Annotated in this window: 20 protein-coding genes and 3 tRNA genes; 11 read left to right on the forward strand and 12 right to left on the reverse strand. The window is 51.7% G+C overall.

Features of this window, described 5'->3' with window-relative positions; genetic code table 11:
• The first annotated feature begins 52 nt into the window (after positions 1–52).
• The 6 genes from TPANIC_RS03110 to ligA all read left to right on the forward strand — a co-directional run bounded on the left by TPANIC_RS03110 (position 53) and on the right by ligA (position 7,940).
• Entirely contained in the window at positions 53–877 is an 825-nt protein-coding gene (locus TPANIC_RS03110) for a hypothetical protein (protein WP_010882075.1), read from the forward strand.
• 169 nt (positions 878–1,046) lie between these two features.
• The gene (locus tag TPANIC_RS03115) at positions 1,047–1,958 is read left to right on the forward strand and encodes a CheR family methyltransferase (RefSeq protein ID WP_010882076.1); all 912 of its coding nucleotides are present in this window, start codon (positions 1,047–1,049) and stop codon (positions 1,956–1,958) included.
• Between the two features lie 46 nt (positions 1,959–2,004).
• Positions 2,005–3,216, forward strand: coding sequence for a protein-glutamate methylesterase/protein-glutamine glutaminase (locus TPANIC_RS03120; RefSeq protein WP_010882077.1), 1,212 nt, complete (start codon positions 2,005–2,007; stop codon positions 3,214–3,216).
• Between the two features lie 104 nt (positions 3,217–3,320).
• On the forward strand, positions 3,321–4,334 hold the full coding sequence (gene trpS / locus TPANIC_RS03125; RefSeq protein ID WP_010882078.1) for a tryptophan--tRNA ligase: 1,014 nt from the start codon (positions 3,321–3,323) through the stop codon (positions 4,332–4,334).
• Positions 4,335–4,474: 140 nt separating this feature from the next.
• A complete protein-coding gene (locus TPANIC_RS03130) occupies positions 4,475–5,350 on the forward strand; it encodes a bifunctional methionine sulfoxide reductase B/A protein (protein WP_014342813.1) in 876 nt (291 codons plus the stop codon).
• Positions 5,351–5,468: 118 nt separating this feature from the next.
• On the forward strand, positions 5,469–7,940 hold the full coding sequence (gene ligA / locus TPANIC_RS03135) for an NAD-dependent DNA ligase LigA (protein ID WP_010882080.1): 2,472 nt from the start codon (positions 5,469–5,471) through the stop codon (positions 7,938–7,940).
• A gap of 34 nt (positions 7,941–7,974) precedes the next feature.
• Here the strand turns inward: ligA and recO are convergent, their stop codons facing one another.
• The 5 genes from recO to TPANIC_RS03160 form a co-directional block, all read right to left on the reverse strand.
• Positions 7,975–8,745, reverse strand: a complete 771-nt coding sequence (recO, locus tag TPANIC_RS03140; RefSeq protein ID WP_010882081.1) for a DNA repair protein RecO — start codon at positions 8,743–8,745, stop codon at positions 7,975–7,977.
• Positions 8,746–8,782: 37 nt separating this feature from the next.
• Entirely contained in the window at positions 8,783–9,733 is a 951-nt protein-coding gene (gene miaA / locus TPANIC_RS03145; protein WP_010882082.1) for a tRNA (adenosine(37)-N6)-dimethylallyltransferase MiaA, read from the reverse strand.
• Between the two features lie 223 nt (positions 9,734–9,956).
• Positions 9,957–10,391, reverse strand: a complete 435-nt coding sequence (locus tag TPANIC_RS03150) for a hypothetical protein (protein WP_010882083.1) — start codon at positions 10,389–10,391, stop codon at positions 9,957–9,959.
• A gap of 80 nt (positions 10,392–10,471) precedes the next feature.
• A tRNA-Arg gene (locus TPANIC_RS03155) sits at positions 10,472–10,545 on the reverse strand.
• Positions 10,546–10,559: 14 nt separating this feature from the next.
• Positions 10,560–10,631, reverse strand: a tRNA-His gene (locus TPANIC_RS03160).
• Positions 10,632–10,767: 136 nt separating this feature from the next.
• Here TPANIC_RS03160 and TPANIC_RS03165 point away from each other — a divergent pair.
• The 3 genes from TPANIC_RS03165 to TPANIC_RS03175 all read left to right on the forward strand — a co-directional run bounded on the left by TPANIC_RS03165 (position 10,768) and on the right by TPANIC_RS03175 (position 14,643).
• Positions 10,768–10,840: transfer RNA gene (locus TPANIC_RS03165), tRNA-Phe, on the forward strand.
• On the forward strand, positions 10,841–12,775 hold the full coding sequence (locus TPANIC_RS03170) for a methyl-accepting chemotaxis protein (protein ID WP_014342814.1): 1,935 nt from the start codon (positions 10,841–10,843) through the stop codon (positions 12,773–12,775).
• 23 nt (positions 12,776–12,798) lie between these two features.
• A complete protein-coding gene (locus TPANIC_RS03175) occupies positions 12,799–14,643 on the forward strand; it encodes a methyl-accepting chemotaxis protein (protein ID WP_010882085.1) in 1,845 nt (614 codons plus the stop codon).
• A gap of 17 nt (positions 14,644–14,660) precedes the next feature.
• Here TPANIC_RS03175 and hisS read toward each other — a convergent pair whose 3' ends face one another.
• The gene (gene hisS / locus TPANIC_RS03180; RefSeq protein ID WP_010882086.1) at positions 14,661–15,989 is read right to left on the reverse strand and encodes a histidine--tRNA ligase; all 1,329 of its coding nucleotides are present in this window, start codon (positions 15,987–15,989) and stop codon (positions 14,661–14,663) included.
• A gap of 140 nt (positions 15,990–16,129) precedes the next feature.
• Between hisS and TPANIC_RS03185 the strand changes: the two genes are divergently transcribed.
• Positions 16,130–17,890, forward strand: a complete 1,761-nt coding sequence (locus tag TPANIC_RS03185; protein ID WP_010882087.1) for a phospho-sugar mutase — start codon at positions 16,130–16,132, stop codon at positions 17,888–17,890.
• Positions 17,887–18,534 carry an exonuclease domain-containing protein gene (locus TPANIC_RS03190; RefSeq protein WP_010882088.1) on the forward strand — a complete coding sequence of 216 codons (648 nt, stop codon included), beginning with the start codon at positions 17,887–17,889 and terminating at the stop codon, positions 18,532–18,534. The genes TPANIC_RS03185 and TPANIC_RS03190 overlap by 4 nt, the downstream gene beginning before the upstream one ends.
• Here TPANIC_RS03190 and lysS read toward each other — a convergent pair.
• The 6 genes from lysS to ybeY all read right to left on the reverse strand — a co-directional run bounded on the left by lysS (position 18,531) and on the right by ybeY (position 26,207).
• On the reverse strand, positions 18,531–20,117 hold the full coding sequence (gene lysS / locus TPANIC_RS03195; protein WP_010882089.1) for a lysine--tRNA ligase: 1,587 nt from the start codon (positions 20,115–20,117) through the stop codon (positions 18,531–18,533). The two genes, TPANIC_RS03190 and lysS, sit on opposite strands and share 4 nt — an antisense overlap.
• Positions 20,118–20,382: 265 nt before the next feature.
• Positions 20,383–21,651: an LIC_12708 family protein gene (locus TPANIC_RS03200; protein WP_235214012.1), complete on the reverse strand. Its 1,269-nt coding sequence runs from the start codon at positions 21,649–21,651 to the stop codon at positions 20,383–20,385.
• A complete protein-coding gene (gene serS / locus TPANIC_RS03205; RefSeq protein WP_010882092.1) occupies positions 21,617–22,897 on the reverse strand; it encodes a serine--tRNA ligase in 1,281 nt (426 codons plus the stop codon). The genes TPANIC_RS03200 and serS overlap by 35 nt, the downstream gene beginning before the upstream one ends.
• A gap of 49 nt (positions 22,898–22,946) precedes the next feature.
• Positions 22,947–24,995 (reverse strand): tetratricopeptide repeat protein, encoded by a 2,049-nt coding sequence (locus TPANIC_RS03210; protein WP_010882093.1) that lies wholly within the window; start codon positions 24,993–24,995, stop codon positions 22,947–22,949.
• A complete protein-coding gene (locus tag TPANIC_RS03215) occupies positions 24,940–25,737 on the reverse strand; it encodes a hemolysin family protein (RefSeq protein ID WP_010882094.1) in 798 nt (265 codons plus the stop codon). The genes TPANIC_RS03210 and TPANIC_RS03215 overlap by 56 nt, the downstream gene beginning before the upstream one ends.
• Positions 25,725–26,207: an rRNA maturation RNase YbeY gene (gene ybeY / locus TPANIC_RS03220; protein ID WP_010882095.1), complete on the reverse strand. Its 483-nt coding sequence runs from the start codon at positions 26,205–26,207 to the stop codon at positions 25,725–25,727. Before ybeY ends, TPANIC_RS03215 begins: the two co-directional genes overlap by 13 nt.
• Between the last annotated feature and the right edge of the window lie 5 nt (positions 26,208–26,212).

Genomic DNA, 26,212 nt, shown 5'->3' on the forward strand with positions numbered 1-26,212 from the left:
CGGCGCTCCTCGTTTGTGGTCTTGTACACGCAGGAGGTCAGAACGAGGAGCGGTGGATCTAGGCATGACAATGGCCGGTTTTTTGCGCGGGCTTTGGTGCGTGGTGGGCACATCGGTGTGTGCGCAGACGCTGCAAGAGGCTCCCGCACACTTTCTTCTTGAGGGAACTGATTTTGCAGCGCGCGTGCTAAGAATGTCTATCAGTGCGCGTAACGTGCCGTCGTACTGGTTTGAAGAAGGAGTGTGGAGCGAGGCTCCGTCTGCGTCCTCCCGGCTCCCTGCAAAAAACAAAAGCACACCGGGTGTCCCACGCCGTGTCACGCGCGCCCTGCCGCGCGTCAAACCGGATGTTTTTGTTTTCGGGAACGAGCATGAAACTGTTTTTTGGGGACAACTCAATACCATTGAGCACGCACGATACGTGGTGCACCGTGCTGTCCATCCGCTCGATGCTCACGCTCATGAGCGCTACTACGAACCACTGTTGAAGCGCTTTCACTTTTACTGTCTCGAAGGGCGAACGCCGATTACCTCCGTTTCGCTGTGCTTGTTTGCACTGGACGTGAGCACCCGCCTCATATGGGCGTATGCGCTTCCCTCCCAGGTGGAAATGGTGTGGGGGACGTGCATCCCGCGCGCATGGATTCCCCTTGAAATGCACAGCCATGTGCGCGCTCGTTATCCTAAGGCGAAGTTTTACCAGTTTGACCCCATTGGGTTTGTTGATTCTGAAGGAAAGGTGGTGCTCTATCCCTGGGCGCTCGAACAGCACGCACAGCGGCCACAAGATTTTTTGGTGTATGAGCCTCAGCAAGGTGATTGGGAGCAGGTAGCCTCACAGACAGGCCCGGGTCACTCACCGTACCGTGCCATGTGAGACGGCGCATGATCTCTGCAAGCGTCACGCTCCTGACACACCGTGCGGCGCGTGCACCTTCAAGGGAGCAGACCGTGTCGGCGCGCGAGGTGCCAGGCACGCTTCCGTAAGACACAGTGTCGGTTCTCACTGTCGTTGTACACCCGGTAGCAATTACCCCGTGTGCAGGATGACGGCTGCGACCGAAAAAAGCGATATAACACGCAGCTACCTGACACTCGGCAAGGGGGTAAGACCGATGAGCACACTCAGCGATGCGGAATTTGCCGCGTTTAAAACTCTTATTTACGAGCACAGCGGCATCACCTTTTCTGCACTTAATCGCTCGGTACTGGAAAGTAGAATTAGATCGCGCCTGCGCGAACTTGCCCTCCCTTCTGCGTGCGCATACTACCAGCAGGTCCTTGCAAGTAGCGCAGAGCTTTCTGCACTTCTCGATTCGGTAACCACAAATCTAACGCGTTTTTTCCGTAACAAAGCCCATTTTGACTCCTTCTCGCACTATGTCATTCCAGAATTGGTAAAAGCCAAGCGCAGCGTAGGTGAGCATTCCATAACCGTTTGGAGCGCAGGGTGCTCCACCGGGGAAGAGCCGTACACTATTGCAATGCTGCTGAAACGGTATGCGCCCGCTGCGTTCTCATGCCAGGTGATCGCGTCGGATCTCTCACTCAAATCGCTTCTCGTTGCACGCCAGGGCTACTACCCGCGCGCACGCGTCTCTGGAGTACCGGACGAATACCTCCGTGCATATTTTCGCGAAACACAGGAAGGATATCAAATTAACGCCGATATTAGGAAAATGGTTCGCTTCGATTATCATAACTTAAAACACCGTTCCATGCATCGAAACGTCGACGTGCTGTTCTGCAGAAACGTACTTATTTATTTTGATGAAACAGCCCAAAAGGCGGTTATTGAGCGATTTTGGGATGCGATGTCTGCTCACTCTTTTCTTTTCATTGGGCACTCTGAGTCTCTCTTTGGGATGAATACAAAGTTTTCTTTTCTAAAAACCCCGTGGGGCTGCCTGTGCCAGAAAAACGATGAAGGGTCAGCGCATGAATGCCACGCGCGGTAAGGCTGCACACCAGAGCGTATACAGGCAGGGGGCCACAGACTACCGTATGAAAAATACTAATGATATTGCTGTTTTAATCGTGGACGATTCTGCGCTCATGAGAAAGGTTATTGGAAAAGTCATTGAAGGAGCGCCGGGTCTTAGCATAGCGGGCAAGGCCATGAATGGGCGCTTTGCGCTTGACATGCTAGAGCGTGTACAGCCAGATGTCATCTTGCTCGACCTGGAAATGCCGCACATGAACGGGCTTCAGTTTCTTGAACAGCGGAAACGTCTACGCATTGATATTCCAGTAATCATTCTCTCTAGCATTGCAAAAGAAGGTGCACGGGTCACGATGCAATGTTTGGAGCTGGGGGCAAGTGACTTTGTCACCAAGCCTTTTGGATCTGAGTCTGCGCATTTGCGCACGGTTTCGCGCAAGATTGTCGATTACGTTACCGCGTATGGGAGACGCTACAAGTTGCTGCGCCGCACGCGCCGCTGTCTTGCCATGGACACACCTGTTGAGAGACCTGCCGGCGAGGAGGACTTGAATTGTTTAGATACCCAAGAGCGAGCCTCTCTGCCGTCTGTATGTGCACGTGCGCCCGCGCGTGACCGTGCATCCTACACAATCACCCCCACAGAGGGAGCGCGCCAAACGCGCATCGTGCCACTGCGTGAAAGTGGGGCACTGCAGATCATTGCAATCGGCGTATCAACGGGAGGACCTAGCGCGCTGCGTCATATCTTTGCACAGCTCGATGCAGATTTGCCGCAGCCGGTGGTAGTAGTGCAGCACATGCCTGCAGGTTTCACGCGTGAATTTGCGTACAGTCTTAACCAGGTATGTGCGCTGGAAGTAAAAGAAGCGCAAGAAGGAGACTTGGTGCGGCGTGGGCGTGTTTTGATTGCCCCCGGGGATCGCCATCTGACGGTAGAGCGGCGCTCCCTGGCAACTGTTGCGCACATCAACTCGGATGAACCGGAAAACGGTCACCGACCCAGCGTTGATGTGTTATTTGAGTCAGTAGCTCGCCATTTTGAAAACCGCGCATTGGGAATTTTAATGACAGGAATGGGAAGGGACGGTGCCGCGCAGCTTGCGCGTTTATACACAGAAGGCTCGCGTACAATTGCGCAGGACGCAGATTCGTGCATTGTATATGGAATGCCGCGTGTAGCCTGCGAACTTGGAGCAGTTGGCGAACAGGTGAGTCTTGATGATATGGCAGCGACAATAAATCGCTACGGCAAGGTGTTTGCCTCTTCCTGAGACGGACACGCACCCGTGATATAGAGGAGGGCTGCGCGGTCGGCGCACGTGTTCCTGCGCCTGCACTCTTGAATACTGGACGGACCTTGATTTACAGTCTCCCCATGCTGCGCGTCCTTACCGGAGACCGGCCCACGGGGCGTCTCCACCTCGGTCACTATGCAGGCTCGCTCGGGACGCGTCTGCGCATACAGTCTGAGCACGAGTGTTTCTTCATCATCGCGGATCTGCACACGCTCACTACACGCCATGGGCGTGCACAGCTTGCCGAGCTGCCTGCTCTCGTTCGTGAGCTCGTGCTGGACTACCTAGCTTGTGGCATCGACGCGCAGCGTGCGGTCATTTATCTGCAATCGGCGGTGCCAGAAGTTACAGAGCTGGCGTTCATTTTTGCGAATCTGGTAACGGTGCCGCGTTTGCAGCGCATCCCTTCCTTAAAGGAGATGGCTCAAGCGGCAAACCTTTCTGAACTTCCCTTTGGTCTTTTGGGATATCCCGTACTTCAAGCGGCGGACATTCTGCTGGCGCGGGCGCATCTTGTGCCGGTAGGTAAAGATAATGAAAGTCACGTAGAACTGACGCGCGAAGTTGCAAAGCGTTTCAATCGCCTCTATGGGGAGGTCTTTCCATTGCCGCGTGCACTCCTCAGTGACTGCGCCACTCTCGTGGGAACTGACGGACAAGCGAAAATGTCTAAAAGTTTGGGGAACGCGATTTTTCTCTCGGACGATGAAGAGACGGTGCGGCGCAAGGTCCGTGCGATGTACACAGATCCTGCGCGCACCCGGGCAGATATACCAGGACGCGTGGAAGGGAATCCGGTGTTTGCGTACCACGATGCGTTCAACCCAAACACGGACGAGGTTGCACATTTTAAAGAGCGGTATCGCGCTGGGCGCGTGGGAGACACAGAAGTGAAAGACGCTCTTGCGCGCGCCTTGAATACGTTTTTAGAACCCATCCGCGCACGCCGTGCACAGTTAGAACAGCAGCCTGCGTACCTTGCACGCGTATTAGAGGAAGGCTGCGCGCGCATGCGTGCTGAAGCACGCAAAACCATGCAGAGAGTAAAAGAGGCGATGGGTCTTTCTGCACGTCCTCTCGTTCATCTGCCGTAGGGAACGCTTGTAGCCGCGCATCAACACGGCTGCCTGCAACGCAATCACGCTTCCGCCGGTTTCCCTCTTACCAGTGCGCCGAGTCCTGCCGCCGAGGAGGTGCCCTTGCAGGTCTGGCTCTCATCGCCTAGAATGGCCCCATGCTTGCAAACCTTCAGCACCTGAGTGATATTCAGTACCGTGTTACCCAGCAGTCTGCCACTGAGACTCCCTTTAAGAATGAGTTCTGGAACTCTTACCAACCCGGTTTCTATCTTGATGTTGTTTCAGGAGAACTCCTCTTCCTCTCCGAAGATAAATTCGACTCAGGCTGTGGCTGGCCTAGCTTTTCTGCACCTGCAGACGCGCGCGCGGTGATTGAAAAGGAGGATCGAACGCACAACATGCTCCGTACTGAGGTGCGGAGTCGGAACGCTAATTCTCATCTCGGGCACGTATTCAAAGACGGTCCGCCCGAACGCGGGGGGCTCCGTTACTGCATCAATTCTGCAGCGTTGCGCTTTGTTGCTCGGGAAGAGGGGACTGCTCTTTTCGCCGCAGGCTGCTTCTGGAGTACGGAAGCCTACTTTCGGCGCGTCAAGGGAGTGTTGCGCGTTCGAGTCGGGTACACGGGCGGTACCACCAAAAGTCCTACCTATCGAAACGTCTGCACCGGTACTACCGGACACGCAGAAGCGGTAGAGATCCTCTTTGATCCCCAGGTTATTTCCTATGAGGATCTGCTCAAGCACTTTTTCCGCATGCATGACCCAACTAGTCTTAACAAACAGGGAGGAGACGTTGGCACGCAATACCGTTCTGCAATTTTCTACCTCAGTGGTACGCAGAAGCAGCAAGCGGAGACGCTCATGGGTCGCTATGCAGGCGCGGGAAAGTTCACCCGTCCTTTGGTTACCACTTTGGAAGAGGCGCGTGACTTCTACCCTGCAGAAGAATATCACCAAGACTATTTGACCAAGAATCCTGGTGGTTACTGCCACGTGTCGCTCCACCTGGCGTCAGAGCCATTAGAGTGACCGCTGCACTCACGCCCCCAGGGGACTGCGCCGCCGTTTTGGCATCTTCCGACAAGACGAAGGAGCGTTGCACGCGTGGGAGGTGCGCCCCGGACGCTACACATTGCGGCCTTGTGCTATGAGTACTGCGCAGAGACGTGTTCAAGAACTTGAAAAGCTCATTCTTCACCATCAAGACCGCTACTACAACGCGGAGTCTGATATTTCAGATGACGCCTTTGACGCGCTTTGGGAAGAACTTGCAAGGCTTGATCCTGGAAATCCGCTGCTTAAAGCAATCGGTTCTGACAGTCAACGTGACGCAGTGAAAAAGCGCCACATTGTTCCTATGGGTAGTCAACACAAAGCTGCAGACGAGGAGTCCTTCAGCGCATGGGCAAAAAAAAATGCATTGCAGGCATTTCTCGTCCAACACAAACTCGATGGCGTTAGCTTAGAGTTGCAATACGAGCGCGGTCATTTTTGCTGTGCGCTCACCCGTGGTAACGGCATTGTCGGAGACGACGTCACTGCTAACGTACGCGGCATGCGTGGCTTTGTGCCGACCCTCACTGCAGAGTGGGGACCTTGCGGCAATCTCCCCTTCACGGGGGGTGTTCGTGGCGAAGTCATTATGCACAAGGATATACATCGTTCCCACTATCCTACTCACGCAAATTGCCGCAACACCGTAAACGGCATCCTAAAGCGAAAGGACGGCCGCGGCCGCACCCACCTCCATATTGTTTGTTACGACGCAGTACCCGGCACCCCCGGTAAACCGTTCACCGGCTCCCTCCCCTTTGCTGATGAAACAGAAAAGCTTGCCTGGCTCGCGCGCCAAGGTTTCGTGACGGTACATTCGCATCGCTGCGCTAACGCACAGGAAGTTGTTGCACTCCGATCTGAGATTATGCGCACGCGCGAGCTGTTGCCTTACAGCATCGATGGCCTGGTAGTAAAGAGTACCGATCTTGACTTCCAGGACGCACAACTTCCCAGACCTAAAAAGCAGATAGCCTTTAAGTTCAGTACACAGGAGGCGATAACCACCTTGCGTGACGTTCAATGGCAAACATCAGGAGTGACGTACACGCCCATTGGTATTACCGATCCAGTGCGCCTTGCAGGAACTACGGTCAAGCGCGCAAATTTATGTAACCCGAATATGCTCACAAAGCTGTGTCTCAAAATTGGCAGCCACGTTTTAATTTCCAAACGGGGGGAGATTATCCCAAAAATTGAAGCACTCGTTTCAACCCCAGCACATGCGCAGGAAATCCACATACCGACACAGTGTACCAGTTGCAACACAGTGCTGGAAAACAGTGGGAGCAGGCTTTTTTGTCCTAATGTAAACTGCCCCCTGCTCTCGCATCACCGCATTACACGGTGGATTGAGTGTTTGGAGATCAAGCATGTGGGGACCGAACTCATTCAGCGTCTTTTTGAAGAAAAAAAGGTACGCCGCATCCCGGACCTCTACACGCTCACCTGCGAGGATCTCATTGAGATTGAGCACGTCGGCAATGCAACTGCAAAAAAAATACTCGAAGCTATACACCACAAAAAAGAAATAGCGTTGCAAACGTTTATTGCCGGGTTTGGCATCGAGGGGATCGGAGAAACCATGGGAGAAAAACTTATCTGTGCCGGTTTTGACACACTTGAAAAAGTGCTCCACGCAACAACGGAGACACTCGAGTCCATCTATCAGTTTGGAACAGAACTTGCAAAAAGCGTGGTAACCGGTATTGCACGGGTTAAGGATGATATGTGTGAACTGCTTGATAGAGGCTTCGTGCGCATTCTTGCCAAGCAGCAGGCAGAGTCGCCACTCCGGGGAAAAAGCTTTTGCTTCTCAGGCTCCCTCAGAAATGGAGATCGCGCGACTATACACCGTATACGCGCGCTCGGAGGCGTTGTGAGAACGTCAGTTACTCGAGACCTTTCGTACCTAATATTCGAAAGCCTATCACAGCCCTATCGCACCGCGCAAAAACTAAAAAAAGAACAGGGGGTAGCGCTAGAAATTATTTCGGAAGACGAGTTTTGCAGGCTTCTAGATCAAGCTTCCGCATCCTGTACCCATACGGGGGAAACCGTACACCCCTTGCAAGGAAAGAGTTTTTATTTCTCAGGTGCGTCGCGCAGTATGAATCACAAACATGCTCAAGAAAAAGTGCGCGCGTTAGGAGGGGATGTCGCATCGTCCGTAACAGCCCAGCTTGACTATCTGGTGTTTTACAGTCAGTCGACACGTTATCGCACCGCATGCGCGTTGGGAATCCAAATTATTTCGGAAGAGACGCTCCACAAGCTTATTGCCACTGCCCAATCGCCTTTGCATACGGATGCACACGTGCACGCGCCATTGCACGGCATGAGCTTCTGCTTCTCTGGCGATCTCGACGGTATGACACGCGCCCAGGCAATCGCGCTCGTACAACGCCTAGGCGGAACAGTGAAAACGGCTGTCAGTACACAGCTGACGTATCTGGTGTCAAACGATCCACATGGGCAGTCACGCAAATGCCAGAACGCTGTTCGGTGTGGCGTGCGTATTATCAGTGAGCACGTCTTTCTCGCTCTGTGCACCCCGGGGACCTAACTGGACTGCACCCTGCGGTATGTTTCGGACAGTCTCATAGCACTGCGTGCGCATGTTCGAGTGTTTTTAACTTTTTACCGCTCATTTTCGTGATCAGGCAAAATAGCAGCTGCTTAAGTTCACAGTAGCTCTCTTGGGACAACACCAACGCGCGCGCGTGCCTTGGAGTGCATTCTTTGACCGTGTTGAGAAAGTGCCACGCCTCCGCGTTTAGCTCAAACCGGTGTTCTGCAGGAGCAGCACACGCAGCACACACAAAAGACTCACCCTGCGTAAGATACGCCACGCGCGACACACCACTTACGGACACGGCGTACTGCGTAGCACACCGGCTACACGATGTGATATTTGGTGCAACGCCTTCTCCTATAAGCACTCGCCACAAAAAGCGTAAAAGCGCGTGTTTACATGCCCCGTCCGAAGAGAGACTGATTCCATCCAAAAATGCAGTCACCAGCGTCCAGCTGATGGTCCCTTTGCTCGCCTCTATAATGTCTACGCAAATCGCAGCGCACCACACTCTTACGATACTGTCACGGAGGGCCACACGAGAGTGTGTAACTGAGAAGTCAACAATTTTGTGCATACTCGTACGCGGATTCGAATATACCCATACCCGACCTGTCGTATAGGGAATAACCAATCCACGCAGTTTGCTTTGGGCACCTCCAAAAAGCGCGGCACGTAAAATAAACGCTTCATCCTGCAGGCGAACAAAAAGCGTTACGCTTTTGTGCCCTTCTCCAAATGCTGAAAGAGAAAGAACTAACGCCTGTGCGTACCACGAGCGACTCGCCACACACATACCCTATGGAGCGGTGCGATGAGCGATCATCGTTTTTTCACCGGAGAACAAAACCGTTTTCCGTATGCACGAGCCAGTGAATTTTTACCCCGAGTCTTTGCATACGTCGGAACCACGTCTCCTGGCGTTTTGCAAATCTGCTAATAGCTCTAAAAAGTAGGTCGACATATTCATCACGGGTAGCAATGATCCCTTGTAGATACTGCGCAGTGAAGCGATATTCCAACCCAAAGTATTCCAGACGCTGCCAGGAAACCCCGCCTTTGTGGAGCGCTGCCACTTCCTCTATCAGTCCCCCACGTATTCTCTGCTCGAGGCGTGCTCGAATCCGAGCACGCAACATAGAGCGTGGATACTGTATGCCATACACTTTCGCGCGCATCATCGGGCGCGTTTCCCGTGCCTGCTGGAGCAGCTCAGGGTGCGTTGCATGGAATACAGCAATCTCAATAGCGCGCATCAAACGCGCAGGATCTTCTAAATCTGTCTTGTTGTGAACAGCATGGGAGTCTTTTAACGAAAAGTACACCGCGCGCATATGCGACAGAGAAGCTCCGCGGAGCGATGCGCGCAGCGCCTGATTTCTTTCAACAGGTACCAACGCGTACTGACGCAGCACTGCATCAAGATACAAACCCGTACCACCGACAATAATTGGCACCTTGTGCGCCCGGAGTATACTCGGCACTATGCCATATACTGCCTGTTGGAAACGGAAAACATTGTATTCCTCATACGGATCACACACGTCTATCAGGTGATAGGGGACCGACCCGTACAGAGCTAAGTCCTTTCCCGTTCCCACATCCAGACCACGGTACACCTGCCGCGAATCGGCGGAAATAATTTCCCCCTGATATTTTTGGGCAAGCGCAACTGCTAACGCTGTCTTACCTGTTGCGGTAGCGCCCAGGACCACCAGCGCATCATGGTGGCTGCGGTCAAAGCGAACAGGGTACGGTACAAGTGCCTGCGTTTCCAACCGCATTGGGACCGGGCAGTCTTGTCTTCGCCACTCCGACGGCGCGTTCATGGTGCTCGTAACGGCAATCTACTCCGCTCAAAGGAACCCGCCACAGCCATTCACCCCACTCCTTTTTCTTGCTTAAAAAACACACGCGGGGCACGAGACACCGCCTGACCCCTCCTTAAAGAGCACACAAGAAGAAGCAAAAAGACGCGGCGTGTGTCATCCTCGGCTGTGTAAACGCCTAACGCGTGTGCTGCCTCACAAAGATGAGCGCTCCAAGCACAAGGAGATCGACAGCAGTATGATGCAAATGCTCAAGCGCCGAGGACACATTCTGCAATACCTTGCCGCGGCCGAACGCACCCACCACATCCACCAGAACCATATTCAGAGCCCACAGCACAACGAACAGCGCTAAAACCGCAGAAACGCAGGAAAGTTCTGGGCGCAGAAAATCGACGAGCAAAAAGAAACCCGCCGTCAGACAACACAGCGACACGGCGAGCGTTAACACACCGATTGCCACATGACCGCGAAACAATCCGCCGAGGAAATACACCGCCGCGTTGAACACACCCGCATCAACATGCACGAGGTCTCGTGCACCACTTGCAAGCAAGAAGAGCGCGAGCGCTATCTGGAGAACAGACGCAGGAAAACGCCTCAACGTACCCACTCAAAGCACCCCCACGTCCTCAGCGTGTTAAAGGAAAGACGAGAACAGAACCATTTATACGAGGAAAGCGACACCACAAGTGCGCCCGACACGACTTGAACGTGCGACCTACAGATTCGAAGTCTGTTGCTCTATCCACCTGAGCTACGAGCGCCTGCGCACGCACAGGGTGAGTGATGGGATTCGAACCCACGACAACCAGATCCACAATCTGGCGCTCTACCACTGAACTACACCCACCGCTCCGGCGGGAGCCTAGTGCAAAGTATGCGCACCTGTCAAGACCTGCATTCTCCTTCTCCTGTGCTGCTTTTCCTCGAGCATCGTGAGGAACTTGACCTTTTTTTTTCTGTATGACAGGCTGCGCGCGGTGTGCGCCGTTGTAGCTCAGTCGGTAGAGCAAAGGACTGAAAATCCTTGTGTCGACAGTTCGATTCTGTCCGACGGCAATGCTGCCGCCCTCGGGCGAGGGCCTGTGCGCGCTTGACAGACCCTCTCTCCGATGCTACCGTGCGCGCTCGTGTGAACTTATGCCTGAGGGGGCAACCATGTACGCCGGTACTTATAGTACTCCTCCGATCAGTGTATTGCTACGCGAGCTCGTGCTCTCCTGTTGCTGGGTGCCACTCTTGTTTCTCTCCGCTTCTGCGGCGGGTTTCTTCGGCGATGGCCAGTTCGTTGAACTCCTCCTTTCTCCCGCTAGCGTGCTGTACCTCTTGTGCCTCTTTCCGCTTCTCCATTATCGCGCGCTGTGCGCCGCTTTTATTCGTGGAGAAGATGAGGCGCGCTTCAGCAAGCGCGTCAACAGCTATGGGAGGACGGCGCTCCGTGCGTCGGTTCTCCTCAGCTGCTTCGTCCCGTTCGTCTCTATCCTCGCGCGTTCCCCGTTTGAGACAGGTCCACAGATGGCAGTGTATGTTATGCTTTCTGCCGGTGGCTGTCTGCTGTTTGCTCCTGCGCTGCATTTCCTCCTTACGCGTCCGCTTGAGCGGTGGGCTGCCTTCCTGCCTTTGCGCGAAAGTTCTGTGCGCGCAAACTGGACCCGCATGCTTCTTACCATAGCGATTGCGCTGTTCGTTGCCACGTTACTCCTCGTCTCTGCACCACTCCTTGTACGCACAGATAGCCAGAACATTACTCCGGCAGAACTGCTCACCATGGCGGGTACGTTTGGACTCTGTGCCAGCGCCGTAAGCTGCATGGAGTTTCTCCTGTGCGCGTACCTTACTTCGCGAGAAATCACCCGTTTGCGCGTGCTCGCCGAGTGCATCGGAACTGGCGACTACACCTGTGCGGACGTACCTAGAGAAACCCGCACCTCGATCGGTCTTTTGGCGAGGTCACTGAGCTCCCTGCGCGACAAAGATCGCGCGTTTTTCTCCCGCTTCTTGCAGCTGACACAGAGTTCAAGCGCAATTGCACACACTGCAGAGACGGATATCGCTCACCTCGAGGAGGCAGCTCGCACCACCAAAGAGGAGATTGATCACGTCAACGAAAATGTGACGGCGCAGACTGCCACCATCAGCTCCTCTAAAGAAATAGTGGGGACTATGGTTGAGGGAGTCGGGCGTCTGAATGCAAGCGTCGAGGCAGAGTCGGAAACTGTCACCCGGTCCATCACCCTTGTCGAGCAAATGGTAGAGAAAATCCATTCTATCGAAAAGATTATCGAAAGCAACGACGCGCGTGTCGGACGGTTGCGAGAGGAGACAAACCGCGCAGGGAACCTCACCAACCGATCGCTGGAGCTTACCCAGAATATTTCCAAGTCTTCCAAGGCACTCTTACAGGCCAGCTTGGTAATACGGAAGATCGCAAGTCAGACTACGTTGCTTGCTATGAATGCCGCGATAGAGGCTGCTCACGCGGGTCAGGACGGACGCGGGTTTGCAGTTGTCGCCGACGAAATTAGGAAATTAGCAGAGGAATCAAACGAACAGGGAAAGATCATTTCTTCAGTCCTCGTACAACTCACTGAAAAGATAGAGCATATCGCGCAGCAGGCGGAGAGCCTGAGCAAGCAGTTTTCCAATCTCTTTGTCCTTGCAGAAGAAGTTAAACAGCGGGAATCTACCGTCATGCATGCCATGGAGGAGCAGTCTTCAGGGGGTGAGTACATCAGGCGGTCCATGGAGGCTATTACAGGCAACCGCAGACGTATCCGCGGCGGTATCTCGCTCATGCTCAAGGATGGAGAGCTGGTCCTCAAGGATATGAACGAACTTGCACACAACACAGGCGGTATCACCGTGGCTATGCACGACATGGCCGCCAGCACGTCTCGTATCTTGGATGCGGTCACCTCCGTCAAGATTATCGCTTCAGAGAATAAGAATGCAATGGACATGCTTACGAACCAGCTCACCCAGCTGCGCCTGTAGTCCACCTTTCCATGGAGTAACCTATGAACACTGAACATGCGGTCTCCGACTTCGCCGTGCTGCGGCGCGCCGTCGTGATGAGCGTTGCGTGGGTGCCGGCGACTTCTCTCGTAGCCTATATCGCAGGCGTCATAGACGGGAGTATGCTCTCCGCTCTGCTCACCAGCGTCTCCTTCTTCTGTGCGCTGGCGCTCATGCTGGGTGCTTCGCTGACGCTCTACTACGTTCTCCTCATGTCCGTTAAGAAACATCAAAACGATAGCGCAGCTGCAGAGGCTGCGTTTCTGCGGTACACGTGGATTTCTCCCCTGCCTCCTGCAGTAGCTGCGGTGGTGTATCCGGTGTGTGCTGCCCTAGAAGTCGGTTTTTCCTCAAGCCATGTGCTCTTGCTGTCCTACTACCTCAGCAGCGTGGGCGCAGCGCTCTGCCTCATTCCCTTCTTTCACCATCCTTTCTTTTACACACTGCAGGAGTGGGCCCACTTTATCCCCCTGCGCGAGACACGCCTCGGGTACTACTCCCTCTCAAGAGAAATATCCGTCGTGCTCGTTTCAGGTTTGTTTAGTATGTTCTGCGTGGGCTTTTCATCGCTCCTACTCCCTCTGCACGGTGAGCAGGAGCTCGCACATGTGGTTATAACCCATAACCTCCCGTGCGCGTCTTTAATCTGCGTACTCAGCGTAATCGTCATGATCAGGATTGGCCGACACCTCGATTTAGCAAACCAAGGCATCCTCACCTTTATCCAAAACAGGTTGAGCGGAGATGCGTCCGCAGCGAGTATGCGCGTTGTGCGTAGAAATGAGTTTGGGTTCCTCACCCAAAGTTTGAACAAGATGCACAAGAGCACGCGTTTCTTTCTCATTGCATCCCGTGGAAAGATGGCACGCGCTCGGAAAATCGCGAATAGTTTTGTCAGAAATGCGCGCACTTCCTGCGCCGCTATCAACGAGATCATTTCCCAAGCACACAAGGCAGAAGACAAAATTAAACACCAATCCCGTACCATTTTTGAAACACAAAAGCACGTGCAGCACATTGTCGGAAACATCGATCGGTTTAACGGTCACATCGGCGAGCAGGTAGATACGGTAACAGATGCCGCCTCCTCCGTAGAGCAGATGGTGAGAAACATCGAGTCAGTTACTCAGGTACTTTCGGACAATAGTAATGTCATTGAAACCCTGCTGCTTGAGGCAAAATTAGCGCAGGACGCAACTATTCAGTCTGCAGATGTGGGAAGAGAAGTGCTTCACGCTTCAGAAGCGTTGGCTGAAGCCGGTGCGGTAATTCAGCACATCGCAAGTCAAACTAACTTGCTTGCAATGAACGCTTCAATCGAAGCAACGTACTGTAAAGAGTCAGGTCAGGGTTTTGAAGTAGTGGCGAGTGAGATACGTAGGCTCGCAGAGGACGCTTCGAAACAGGGAAAGCATATCTCCGCAGTGCTGCGGGACGTAAAAACGGAAATTGAAAAGGTTTCTGAGAGCGCGCTTGCAGTTCAGGCTCAGTTTGCGCTGATTTTCTCTATCACCACAGACATAAAGGCCCAAGAAGAAGTGATCAGCCAGTCGATGGTAGAACAGACGAAAGACAGTGTGCACGTGTTGCACGCTATACAGCACATCACCGAGATCACGCGCACGTTGCAGGAAAATTCGGGCGCCATCTTGGACAACAGCAAGCACGTAGAGGAGGCGATGCTAGCCCTTTCGCGCATCACGTCTGAAATCGACAGCAGCGTGTCGTCCATGCACAAAAACTCAGAACAGGTTAAAAAGTATGCTTCCTCAATCACTGAAATCGGACAGAAGAACAAGGATTCCATAACGGACCTAGTCACTGAATTGAGTAACATGCGACTCTAGAGTCGCGGGGGCGCCTGTTACCCTTCAGCTGCCATGCGTCTGCGCACTTCGTGCGCAGGTAGGCGTGTGTCCTTTCGCGTAGAAAGGTCGCGCAGTACGAGCAGGCAGTCCTCCACCACGGCGTTGCGCTGTTCAACAAAGATCCCCCACCTAATCCCCTTCTTCTCTGCAAAGGCGTACTGTTGGCTCAACTTCCGCGGATCAGGGAAGACTTCCGTCGCCACCTGCACTGCAAAGTATGAACACAGCTTTTGGTACACATCCATGAGCGCACTATCCTGACAGAAGATAAGCGCCTGCACAAAACAAACGTGCTCTCGGGACATTCCCAACTGCTGAAACGCTGCATACAAGCGATCCAACCCAATGGATGCACCCACCCCACTCACTGCATCCTTCATGTACAAAGCCGTCAGATGGTCATAGCGCCCACCTGAGCACACCGAACCGATATGAGGCAACTGTGTTAAAAACGTTTCACACACCATACCGGTGTAGTAATCAAAACCACGCGTGATAGATGGATCGAACACATAAGAGGACTGAATGTTCACTGCACAGAGTAGCTCATATATTTTTCTAAGCCGTGTACTCTCTTCCGAGACACCCCCTGTCAATGTCTCAATGGCAGACAATGTATGTTCAAACGACGGCGCAACACCGTCCACCTCCCCCGCACTTACATACGTCATAATCTTTTGCACACGAACTGGATCGCAAAGCGACTCAAGTTGAGCTGTCAACACATGCGGCGCCATCTTTGCACGTTTGTCAATTATCCGCAGGATATGCTCAGCCTGGTCAGACAAAGAAAGAGCACGCAAAAAACGATCAAACAGGCCACGATGCGCAACGTGAATACGTATGTGTTCTGCACCAGCCATATACAACATGTGCCGTATCGACTTTAGAATTTCAAAGTCAGCACACACCGAATCCGAACCGACGATATCAAAATCACACTGCGTGAATTCTCTATAACGACCCATCTGAGGCTTCTCGCCCCTCCACACTTTTGCAAAATGATAGCGCTTAAAAGGAAAATACAAACGCGCATAGTGCGTTGCAACGAACCGCGCAAGCGGCACCGTAAGATCAAAGCGGAGGGCCACATCTCTTCCACCCTTATCAACAAAGCGAAACATCTGCTTCTCTGTGTCACCCTCACTTTTGCGCAGCAAAACCTCGGTGTACTCCAACGCGGGGGTATCGATAGGTACAAAACCCATTTGTCTTAAAGCCACCGTCAGTTTTTCTACGAGCAATGCACGCTCAATCTCTTCATCCGGTAAAAGATCGCGAAAGCCTTTTAAAACTTTCGGAGAAACAGCAGAACCCACGCGCACCAGTGTAGTGGCTCTGGTACACTTTTTCAAGACATGCACTTTTTGTGAGCATTGCACAGAGCAGCACCTTCCCATTACAATGCCCCTCTATCCTGTGGTGCCGTAAATAGTCCAGTACTTTTAAAGGTGAGGAAGCGCTCATGCACTCCAGTCAATTGTTCGAACGTGCTCGTCTTTATCTTGAAGAAGAAACAGATCCTTTCTTTGCACAGCAGGTACGGGATCTTGTTGCACAGAATAATATAGCAGAGCTCGAAGAGCGCTTTTTGCAAACTCTTTCGTTTGGCACCGCCGGGCTGCGGGGTGTTGTCGGCGGAGGAACAAACAGAATGAACCCCTTCATGATCAAAAAGATCACGCACGCGATTGCGCTCTATTTACTAAAAACTTTTCCTGAAAAGGCAGCGCGCGGCGCGCTCCGTGCCGTTATAGCCTACGACTCGCGTGTACATTCTCGTCTGTTCGCACACACTGCTGCGCACGTGTTTCTTGCACATGACATTACCGCCTACCTCTTTTCGGATCCACGCCCGACTCCAGAACTTTCCTACGCAGTACAGTATCTTACCTGTGACGTGGGCATCGTGGTCACCGCATCGCACAACCCACCGCAGTATAACGGATACAAAGTGTACTGGAACGACGGGGCACAGATAGCGCATCCTCACGAAAAAAATATCACCGAAGAAATGAACGCTATCACGAGTGTCGTGAACCTTGAGGAAAAGGTACCTGTCAAACGCAGTGCACCCACGATCATTGATGCAGAAATTGATGAACCGTACTGCACCTCTATAAAGGAAAAGCTTTTTCGCCCCGGTCTTACGAAAGAGACCGTCCAGTCGATGCGTATTGCATACACCCCATTACACGGAACGGGTGCACTCCACGTCGAGCGCATACTGGGGGATATGGGGTTCTCCATTATGACCGTGCCTGAGCAACGGTTGCCAGATGGGAACTTCCCTACGGTGTCGTCTCCTAATCCAGAAGATCCGGCCGCGTTGGTGCATGCGTGTGCATATGCTGATCGCGTACATGCTGAGGTTCTTATGGCGACTGATCCTGACGCAGACCGCTTTGCATGTGCAGTAAGAAACACCCGCGGTGTGTTGCAGTTGCTCACGGGCAATCAAATGGGAGCGCTCTTCACTGACTACATTCTGCTAACCCTGCAGGAACAAAACAATATGCCCGCGCGTCCTGCAATTGTACGCTCCGTTGTTACGTCCCCACTTAGCGACCGTATAGCACGCACATATGGCGCAACGTGTGTAGAGTGCCTTACCGGATTCAAATGGATATGTGGTACTGCAGAAAAGATTTCACAGTCAGGAGCGTACTCCTACGTATATGGATTTGAAGAAAGTTACGGACACAATTTTGGTATTCAGGTGAGAGACAAAGACGGTATCAACGCCGCAGCGCTCTGTGCAGAAATGGGTGTGTACTGGAAGTTGCGCGGAATGAGCCTGATCGATCGCCTTCACCAGTTATTCAGGACGCATGGCCTGTTTTGTGAAAAGACGCTGAACAAAACCTATGCGGGCGTCGCGGGTGTAAGCACCATGAATGCAATAATGAATACGCTCAGGAGACAGCCGCTAACCCAAATTGCGCGCAAGCGGGTAATGAAGGTGAGGGATATATATCTTGGTGTTGAGTTTAGTCCAGAAAATCCTGCGCAGACATCTGCCCTTTCTTTTCCTCAGAGTAACGTGCTGCAGTATTTTGTACAGGATGGCAGTATTGTAAGTATACGACCGAGTGGAACAGAACAAAAAATAAAGTGTTATATCATCCACCCTCTGACCGTCAGTACCTCGATAGAAGAAGCAGAACAGGCGGGCAACATGTTTATCACCGCAGTTGAACAAGAGATGGGTACATATCTGCAATGATATATGATTGGGTTTTTGCGGTGCATGAACACGTTGCATTCACCGCCTTCGACACCGAAACAACTGGTTTAAAAGCAGAAGAAGATCGCATTATAGAAATTGGTGCAGTAACGTTTGATCGAAAGGGTATTATTGCGCGCTTTAGCACGCTCATCTTCCCTGATCGGGCTATACCCCCTGACGTGAGCAAAATCAACCATATTACCGACGATATGCTCGTCAATAAGCCGCGCTTTTGTGAGATAGTTTCAGACTTTTCTCGATTCATCAAAGGGACAGTACTCGTCGCACATAACGCAAACTTCGATGTCGAGTTTCTCAATGCAGAACTCAGCCTGTGCAAAAAGCAACCCCTGTCTCACAAAGTAGTTGATACGTACGCGATGGCCCAAGCGGTGTTCCCCGGGTTAGGACGCCATCAGTACCGTCTGCAGAATCTTGCACTTCAGTTTGGACTTACGGTACACGCAGCACACAGAGCAGAGGATGACGCTCGAGTATGCATGGAGCTTTTTACAACTATGATCGCACACCACGCCAAACAAAACGGACACTGTGTAAATCATGCACAAAGCCCCACCATAAAAAAATTAATACAGGAGATACAGGCATCGAGCACTGACTGTTCCCAGGAGCTGTTTTAGTATACGCTAAGCATGCGGTGCAAACGCTGTGTACCGATGACTTTCATGAAACCCGCAAGCCGTGGCCCCTGATTCTTTCCGATCAGTACCTGGTATAGTGCAGTGAACAGTTCCTTCGAGCCAACAGGTATCTGTCTGGCAACCGCATACAACTCAGCAGAAAGTTCCTTTTCGCTGAGTACGTCAGTGCGTGGCACAAGCGTATCACGAATGAGTCTCAGTGCTTCAGTTATCTCTGCAGAGAGCGGCACGCGCACACCATCTTCTTTCAGGGTAAATTTAAAGTCATCGGGTGCACCAGCGTCCCGGATCCAGTTCCACGCACATTGGCAACGGCGCACAAAGCGCTCTATCTGATCTTTGTGTATATCAGAGAAAAACGCGAGCACTGCAGAAATATCTCCCGAATTAATTTGCAATATATTGCATACATGCCGGAATGGTACCTGGTACGAAATGCACGGCGGCATACCACGCACTTGTGACAATTCGTAGATCCTTTTATGCCGCATAAATTCGTGTTCGCTTTTTGCCGCATGTATTCCCCACGCAACACGCTCACTTTTATCGTAATCCTCGTATATCTTAAGAACATCAAGATCAAAACTAATGGAAAACTCGGTATTTGGACGTGTGGAAACAAAAAGGTATCGCAATACTTCAGGCTGATATACTTCAAGCACATCACGCAGCCCAACCACTTTTCCCGCGGACGAAGACATCTTCCCAGGCAAACCTTTTAATCCAATAAAATCATAACGAAAAGAAACAGGCGCAGGCCAGTGATAAATGTGATCAGAAATTAAACGCGCAGTGTCAAAAGAACCTCCCTGAGAATGATGATCCTTCCCTGCAGGCTCAAATACCACATGCTCCTTACTCCACCGCATAGCCCAATCAACGCGCCAGCTAAGTTTTACCGCAGACGTCTGGCGTAAATCCACCTGCTCCCCATGCCCACACTCGCAATGATACTGAAGACACCAGTGGCTATCCCACGCATCAACCGTGGTGCAGTCTTTATGGCACGCTGTACAAAACACCGATACGGGCCAATACGTTCCACTGATTTTATGCTGCTCATCTCGATATTCGTTTAAAATCGCTTGAATACGGTGCCGATTGTCGAGCGCAATCTTTATTTCCTGTGCGTATACCCCCGCCTGGTATTGCTTTGACTGATAAACGTATTCAGGATAAATACCTACCTCCGGGAGCGCCGATTCAATTTCCCGCTCATGGTGCCGCGCGTAGCTATCTTCCTGCTGAAAGGGATCAGGAACTGAAGTGATAGGCATGCGAATATACTGCTTCAATTCATCTTGAGCAGGTACATTGTCGGGAATCCTACGAAAAACGTCATAATCGTCCCACGAATGTACAAAGCGCACTGATTTCCCCTGGTCACGCAGGGCCCGCACTACAAGGTCAACGGAAATAATCTCTCTGAAATTACCAATATGTACCGTTCCTGAGGGGGTAATCCCCGATGCACAGGTGTATTGATCACAGTCAGCACGTTCCTTGATAATCTTGTGCGCAACCTTGTCAGCCCAATGAAGTGACTTTTCACAGATACTCATGATCCTTCCTTACAGGTACGCAAAATATTTTTAAAGCCAAGCCAGTACGCACTTCCCACGCGCACATCCTACACTTCCACATAGGTGGCAGTGCCGAATACACACAACAGCCATACGGTGAGTGCTCGCATCTGCCTGGCAGACCGTATGGTCACTCCCGCGATACAGGGAAAATAAGAACTGCGTGCGTGTCAATACCGCGCGCACAGCATGAAACCTATTGCTAGAGGGTGCATCTCCTTCTCAGATTCCTATTCATGCCGTATCACTTGATGCGGCTCAGTATCCGGTCGAACCGCCACCACATAACGACCGCCTCTGTGTCCGTCGCCAGCACTGAAGAAAGAATCCCTGTGGGAGAAAAATGAAACACATTGTACACCAACGTATCACTGCGCATATGTATGCTCCTTTGACGTATCGTGAATGAACGCAAGTCTAACAATAGCGCGGCATATCCGAAGCGGTCCGGACTCACACACAAAATACCTTGCTGCGCACTCACCCCGAGCAATGAAAAAGCTTTTTTATAAGGTCCCCTTTCTTGGTTTTCTGTACCAGACACCTCGTGCGCGGGAAGATCCACTTTCCACTCGTACACCCCCGTTTCAAGAGAGATAAAATACACACTGCTTTTCGCATAGCGAACACTACTATTTGCTCCCGTAGCTGGATCATGCACTGCGGTATAGTAATCTACCTTTGCAATCAGCCTCCGTTCACTCACATCAGGCAGTACCCGCTCTACGAATGCATACCCTTTCTCTTGCGCAGCAAATGACGTCGGAAGCGGAGAAAACGGCAACGCACGTTGGTGTATGGGTACTCGTTGTGCATTGAACCAATACACTCTCATTGCATCCACACTCCTACACACCACCACGAGCTCATCTGCACTATTTACATACACACCTTCAATAGCAGGAAAGGGTGTGCCCCCTATCCCCTGCTGTCCAATAGCATGCATGAAACGTCCTTCCTCATCGAACAGCAATATGGTATTCACCAGCGCAAGGTTTTCTTCCGGATCATGCTGCACGTGTTCTGGTAACACGGCATCTACTACGTACAGTGTATTCTGCGAATCTACGGCAAGAAACGTTGGCGCATGCAGCGGATAGGGCACGGCACGACGCGTAGTAATTGCTGCCGATTGCAACCCTTCAGAGAACTGAGGAGTCATTGCGTTTTTCTCGGGATTAAAAATAACTGCAAGCACATCCCCAAACGAAGTCATTCGCATGACCTTGCCAGTTGCAGCATGTGCCACGTAGAAAATACCGTCTTTCATACACAGCTGTATATTAGACTGCGATTGCGCATACCCCGCGTCGGGGAAATGCAGTTGATTTTCAGCATCCCCGTACGTTAGGGCGAACAGACGTTGCCCATGCAATTCACGCCCCATCCACCGTGTGCAGGAAGACACCAACACGAGAAAACTACCCAGCAAGAAAAAAGTAAAAAATCCCAACCGCAACGGGTGACGCGTCACAACGCTACAGGACACGAGGATAGAGATACTCAAAACCACAAAACGGCACCAAAGCTTGCGGAATGCGCACGCGACCTTCCGCATCCTGCCCATTTTCTAGCAGCGCAATTAACACGCGAGAAATTGCAAGCGCCGTCCCATTCAACATGTGTACATAATGCTTCTTCCCTTCTGCATCCTTATAGCGGACATTTAAGCGCCGCGCCTGATAGTCTGTGCAATTCGACGCAGAAGTCACCTCTCCCCACGAACCACCCTGGCGTCCAGGCATCCACGCCTCCAAATCCCACTTGCGATACGCAGGCGCACCCAAATCTCCCGCACACACTTCCACCACACGAAAAGGAATTTCCAATGCAGTAAAAATCTCTTCCTCAAGCGACCGCAGGCGTTCGTGCAGGCACTCAGAATCACTCGGTGTACAGTACGCAAACATTTCAAGTTTGGTAAATTGGTGCACGCGATAAAGACCGCGAGAAAACTGGCCTGCAGCACCAGCCTCTTTACGAAAACAATGCGAGAGCCCTGCGTATAAACGCGGTAAACTCCGCTCTTCAAGAACCTCGCCTGCATGGTATGCCCCCAGCGTAATTTCTGCAGTTGCTACTAAACAGCGGTGTTCTCCCTCAATACGATAGATATTCGATCCACTCCCCCGCGGATTAAAACCCAAACCACACACCATACCCTCACGAGCAATGTCAGGAGTGAGAAATGGCACAAAACCGCGCTCTTGTAAAAACTGCAAACCAAACATAATCAATGCCTGTTCAAGCAGCACCCCTTCACGCTTCAGATAATAAAACTTTATCCCCGAGACCTTTTTCCCCGCTTCAAAATCAACTATATCCAGCAAGCGCGCTAATTCCACGTGATCACGTGGCGAAAAACTAAAGCATGGAGGCACCCCACAGCGCTTGATTTCGAGATTATCACTGTCTGATCGACCATGGGGAGTGCACATATGCGTCATGTTTGGCAACGCTTGCGTTGCAGACAAAAGCTGATCGGAAATCTGTACCAATAGACGCTCGCTGTGAGCAATGCGATCTTTTAGTGCTCTGCCCGTTTCAACACACGCCGAACGCGCAAGCGCATCCAAAGAGCTTTTCATCGTCTGTGCGTTCTCATTACGCGCACGTTGTAATTCTTGCAACTCTGCTAAAAGCTTTACGCGCTGATCATATAAGTGCACAATCGCGTCCACATCTGCATGCACGTTCCTGACCTTCACATTTTCTTTTACTGCATCCACGTTCTCTCTAATAAACCGATAATCAAGCACGCGCCTTTCTCCCCTTACTTATTCTGAATGTACAAGAAAAACGACACTCTCATCGAATGCTGCGCAGAAGCGCTAACAACATACCCATCGCCCCATCGTGTACGAATGTGTCAGACGTGGTAGCCGAGCTGTCCGGAAGGCGCGGTTCACATATTACCGCATCTCCCACGCTGATGTGATCGTAGTATCCTACGCGCCTGAGCACGCCTTCACTCATATCCTCTGAAACCTTTGTCACGGTAAAATGCCCCAACACGTCCTCACGTCGATATGCAAGCCCAACACCTTCTTTCAGCACTGAAACTGCGCGTCTTTTTACCACTTCGAGAGACTTACCTTGTAACTCTGCATCTTGTGTTCCAAGATCAATCACCGCCTCCGACTGGTGACGGCGCACGACAGTACCCATAATTGGCAAACGATCGTTGAGCATCTGCATGATCCTACGCAACACACTCTGATACCGATCATTTCCCGAGCGATACGCATCAAAGGTGTGTGCCCGAGATCCCGTCGATGCAACATACAATTCCAAACGCACGCGTAAATCCTGACCGTGCTCCTGCATTGTGATGAGAGCAAAATAATCATCACCAGCCTCACGCGCCGTGCGAAAAGCTTCTCTATACGAGTGAGAACGCGCGCTGTACCCAGTTACTTTTAACCTGCGGTTATAGGCAAACGAATCTTGCACCTGCGTCAGAAAGAAACGCTCAGCCTCAGGATGCAATGCATTCGCAGGATCAGGATGGTAAAAAAGAGATATTGAAAGATGCGCCTTATCCAGATACAAGGCATCAACACGCCACCTATTTTTAATTGAACGTGCATGCGTCTTCTCGTATGCCTCTACTGCATCATTGATGCGTGCACTGCTCTTTCCAATAGACTGTAAAAACTTTAATTGCTCAAGGGAGCGCTCAGGATATCCAAAACGCAGGAGCAAACGTGCGTAAGCTTCACGAGCAGCACCGTCGTACGGGTACACCTTTAGTGCGCGCCGATACTCATCCAGAGCCTGCCGACTCATATTCCGACGCGCGAAACCGTCTGCCTTTTGCGTGTGAAAACGCGCAAGTTGCATGCGATACTCATCTTCGTATTCAAGGTGAACAATCGCGATCTCTTCTAGCAAGATGCGCATTAGATCGTCACGTGGATCTACTGTCAACCCAACTTTTGCAGTTGCAAGCGCCTCAGTATGTTTACCCAACTTCAGAAGGGACAGTGTCTTTACATACCAGGCATCCACTTGCGTTCGATCCGCCCTTATGCGTTGATCACACTGAGCCACCGCGCGCTCATACGCGCCGCGCGCATATAAAACTGCTGAAAGAAGCGCACGGGCACGTGGATAAGCCGACTTAATGTGGAGCGCCCGCTCCAAATAACGCTCTGCATCTTCATAGTGTGCCCGAAGCGTTGCAAGATACGCGGCAAAAAAATGCACCTGTGCATTATCACCGTGATATTGCAACGCACGTTCAACGTACGTGAGCGCACGCGGATAATGACCAGCCTCGTACGAGATAAGCGCAAGCGACAACAACGCCTTGCGATTCTCTGCCTGACGCTCCAGCGCTGCTTGGTATAACAGACGCGCAGAGCTCAGCCGTCCCTTTGACACCTCAATCTCTGCCAAACCAAAGCGAGCATCTACGTCATTCGGATAGCGCGCAAGAATTTCCTCAAAAAGACTACGCGCCTGATCCAACTCACCTTGACCAACTAAACTGAACGCGCACAGCTTTTCAAGGGAAAGATCCTGCGCCATGAGTTTTTGCGCTTTGCGCACATGGTGCAACGCCTGATCATATTCACCAAGTGCGTAGAAACACTCGGCAAGACCACGATATGCAAGGTTGTAAGAAGCATTTTTTTTTAATGCTTCTTGGTAGAATTCGATAGCAGCATGCCAATCCTCCTGCACATGGGCCTTTCTTCCTGCTTCGTAAAGCTGCACGCCCGTCTGAGCAAACACTATGCTGCAAAGCGCACCGTAATACACGCACAGCAGGCCTTTCATGCTTTTTCCCTTTCCTCTATGGCCGCTCAGATACACATGCAGGCTCGGAATCACCCCGCAGGACAGATACAATCTTTATAGTATTTATCTTATGTGCTTCCATGTCTTGGATAATAAAATCGAAGGCACCCCACGAAACCTTCTCGTACTTTACGGGAATTTTTCCAAAAAGATTAAATACAAATCCACCTAACGTTCCAAACTCTTGAGAAGGAAAAACAGTATGCAAACACTCAGACAAATCTTCCAAATCCACACGCGCATCGCACAACCACACGCCCTGTCCGAGCGGTTCGATATCCTCCCGCTCGTGGTCAAACTCATCCTGGATATCCCCAACAATCTCTTCAATAATGTCTTCCATGCACGCAATACCCGAAACGCCGCCGTACTCGTCCACCGCGATCGCAATGTGCACGTGCCTGCGCTTAAACTCTCGCAGAAGACTGTCAATTCGTTTGGACTCGGGGACAAAGAAGGGCTTACGCAGCAGTCTTTCTAACCGCACCTCCTGTGGCCTTCCAAACAGCTTTATTAAATCTTTGACGTACAGCACACCCACCACATTATCAATAGTTTGTTCGTAGACAGGAAAGCGTGAGTGTCCACTCTCGGTTACCTTTTCAACGAGTGTTTCACCGCTCATAGAAAGCTCAAGAAAATCCACGTCAATACGCGGTATCATCACCTCGCGCACCGAAGTGTCAGAAAGATCCACTATACCGCGGATCATATCCTGCTTTTCTTCATTCAGCGGTTGCTGAAAAATATGGGTAACAGCGTGCCTGCGCCTCAACCAGTCTATGACTCCCATGGTATACCCGATGATAGCACCCGACAGTGCTGCGCCAGTATGCGCTCCTGCAAACGCAACATCTCTTGACCGGGAGAATTGTCCTGGTGATCCATACCGCTCAGATGCAAAATGCCGTGGATGAGCACCCGTTTAAATTCCTCGTGCGCGGCAACGTGAAAACGTTCACTGTTTTCACGCACACTTTCAAGACTGATGATAATATCACCAGCAAGAAAAAAACGCGTCCCTGCGTCATCGCAATACTCACCATCGTTCTCAAAAGACAGCACGTCAGTGGGAGAATCAATACCACGGTAATCGTAATTTAGCCGGCGAATAAACGCATCAGTGCAGCAGACAATGGAAAGATCCCAGTGGGAAATAGCCTGGGAATCGAGCACCGCACACACAAACGGCGCAACTTGACCAATCCAAGGAGGCGGACAAAAGCCTTCGCAGGAAACAGAAACTTTATTCACCTCGGACATAAAGA

The organism is Treponema pallidum subsp. pallidum str. Nichols (assembly GCF_000410535.2).
Lineage (GTDB): Bacteria > Spirochaetota > Spirochaetia > Treponematales > Treponemataceae > Treponema > Treponema pallidum.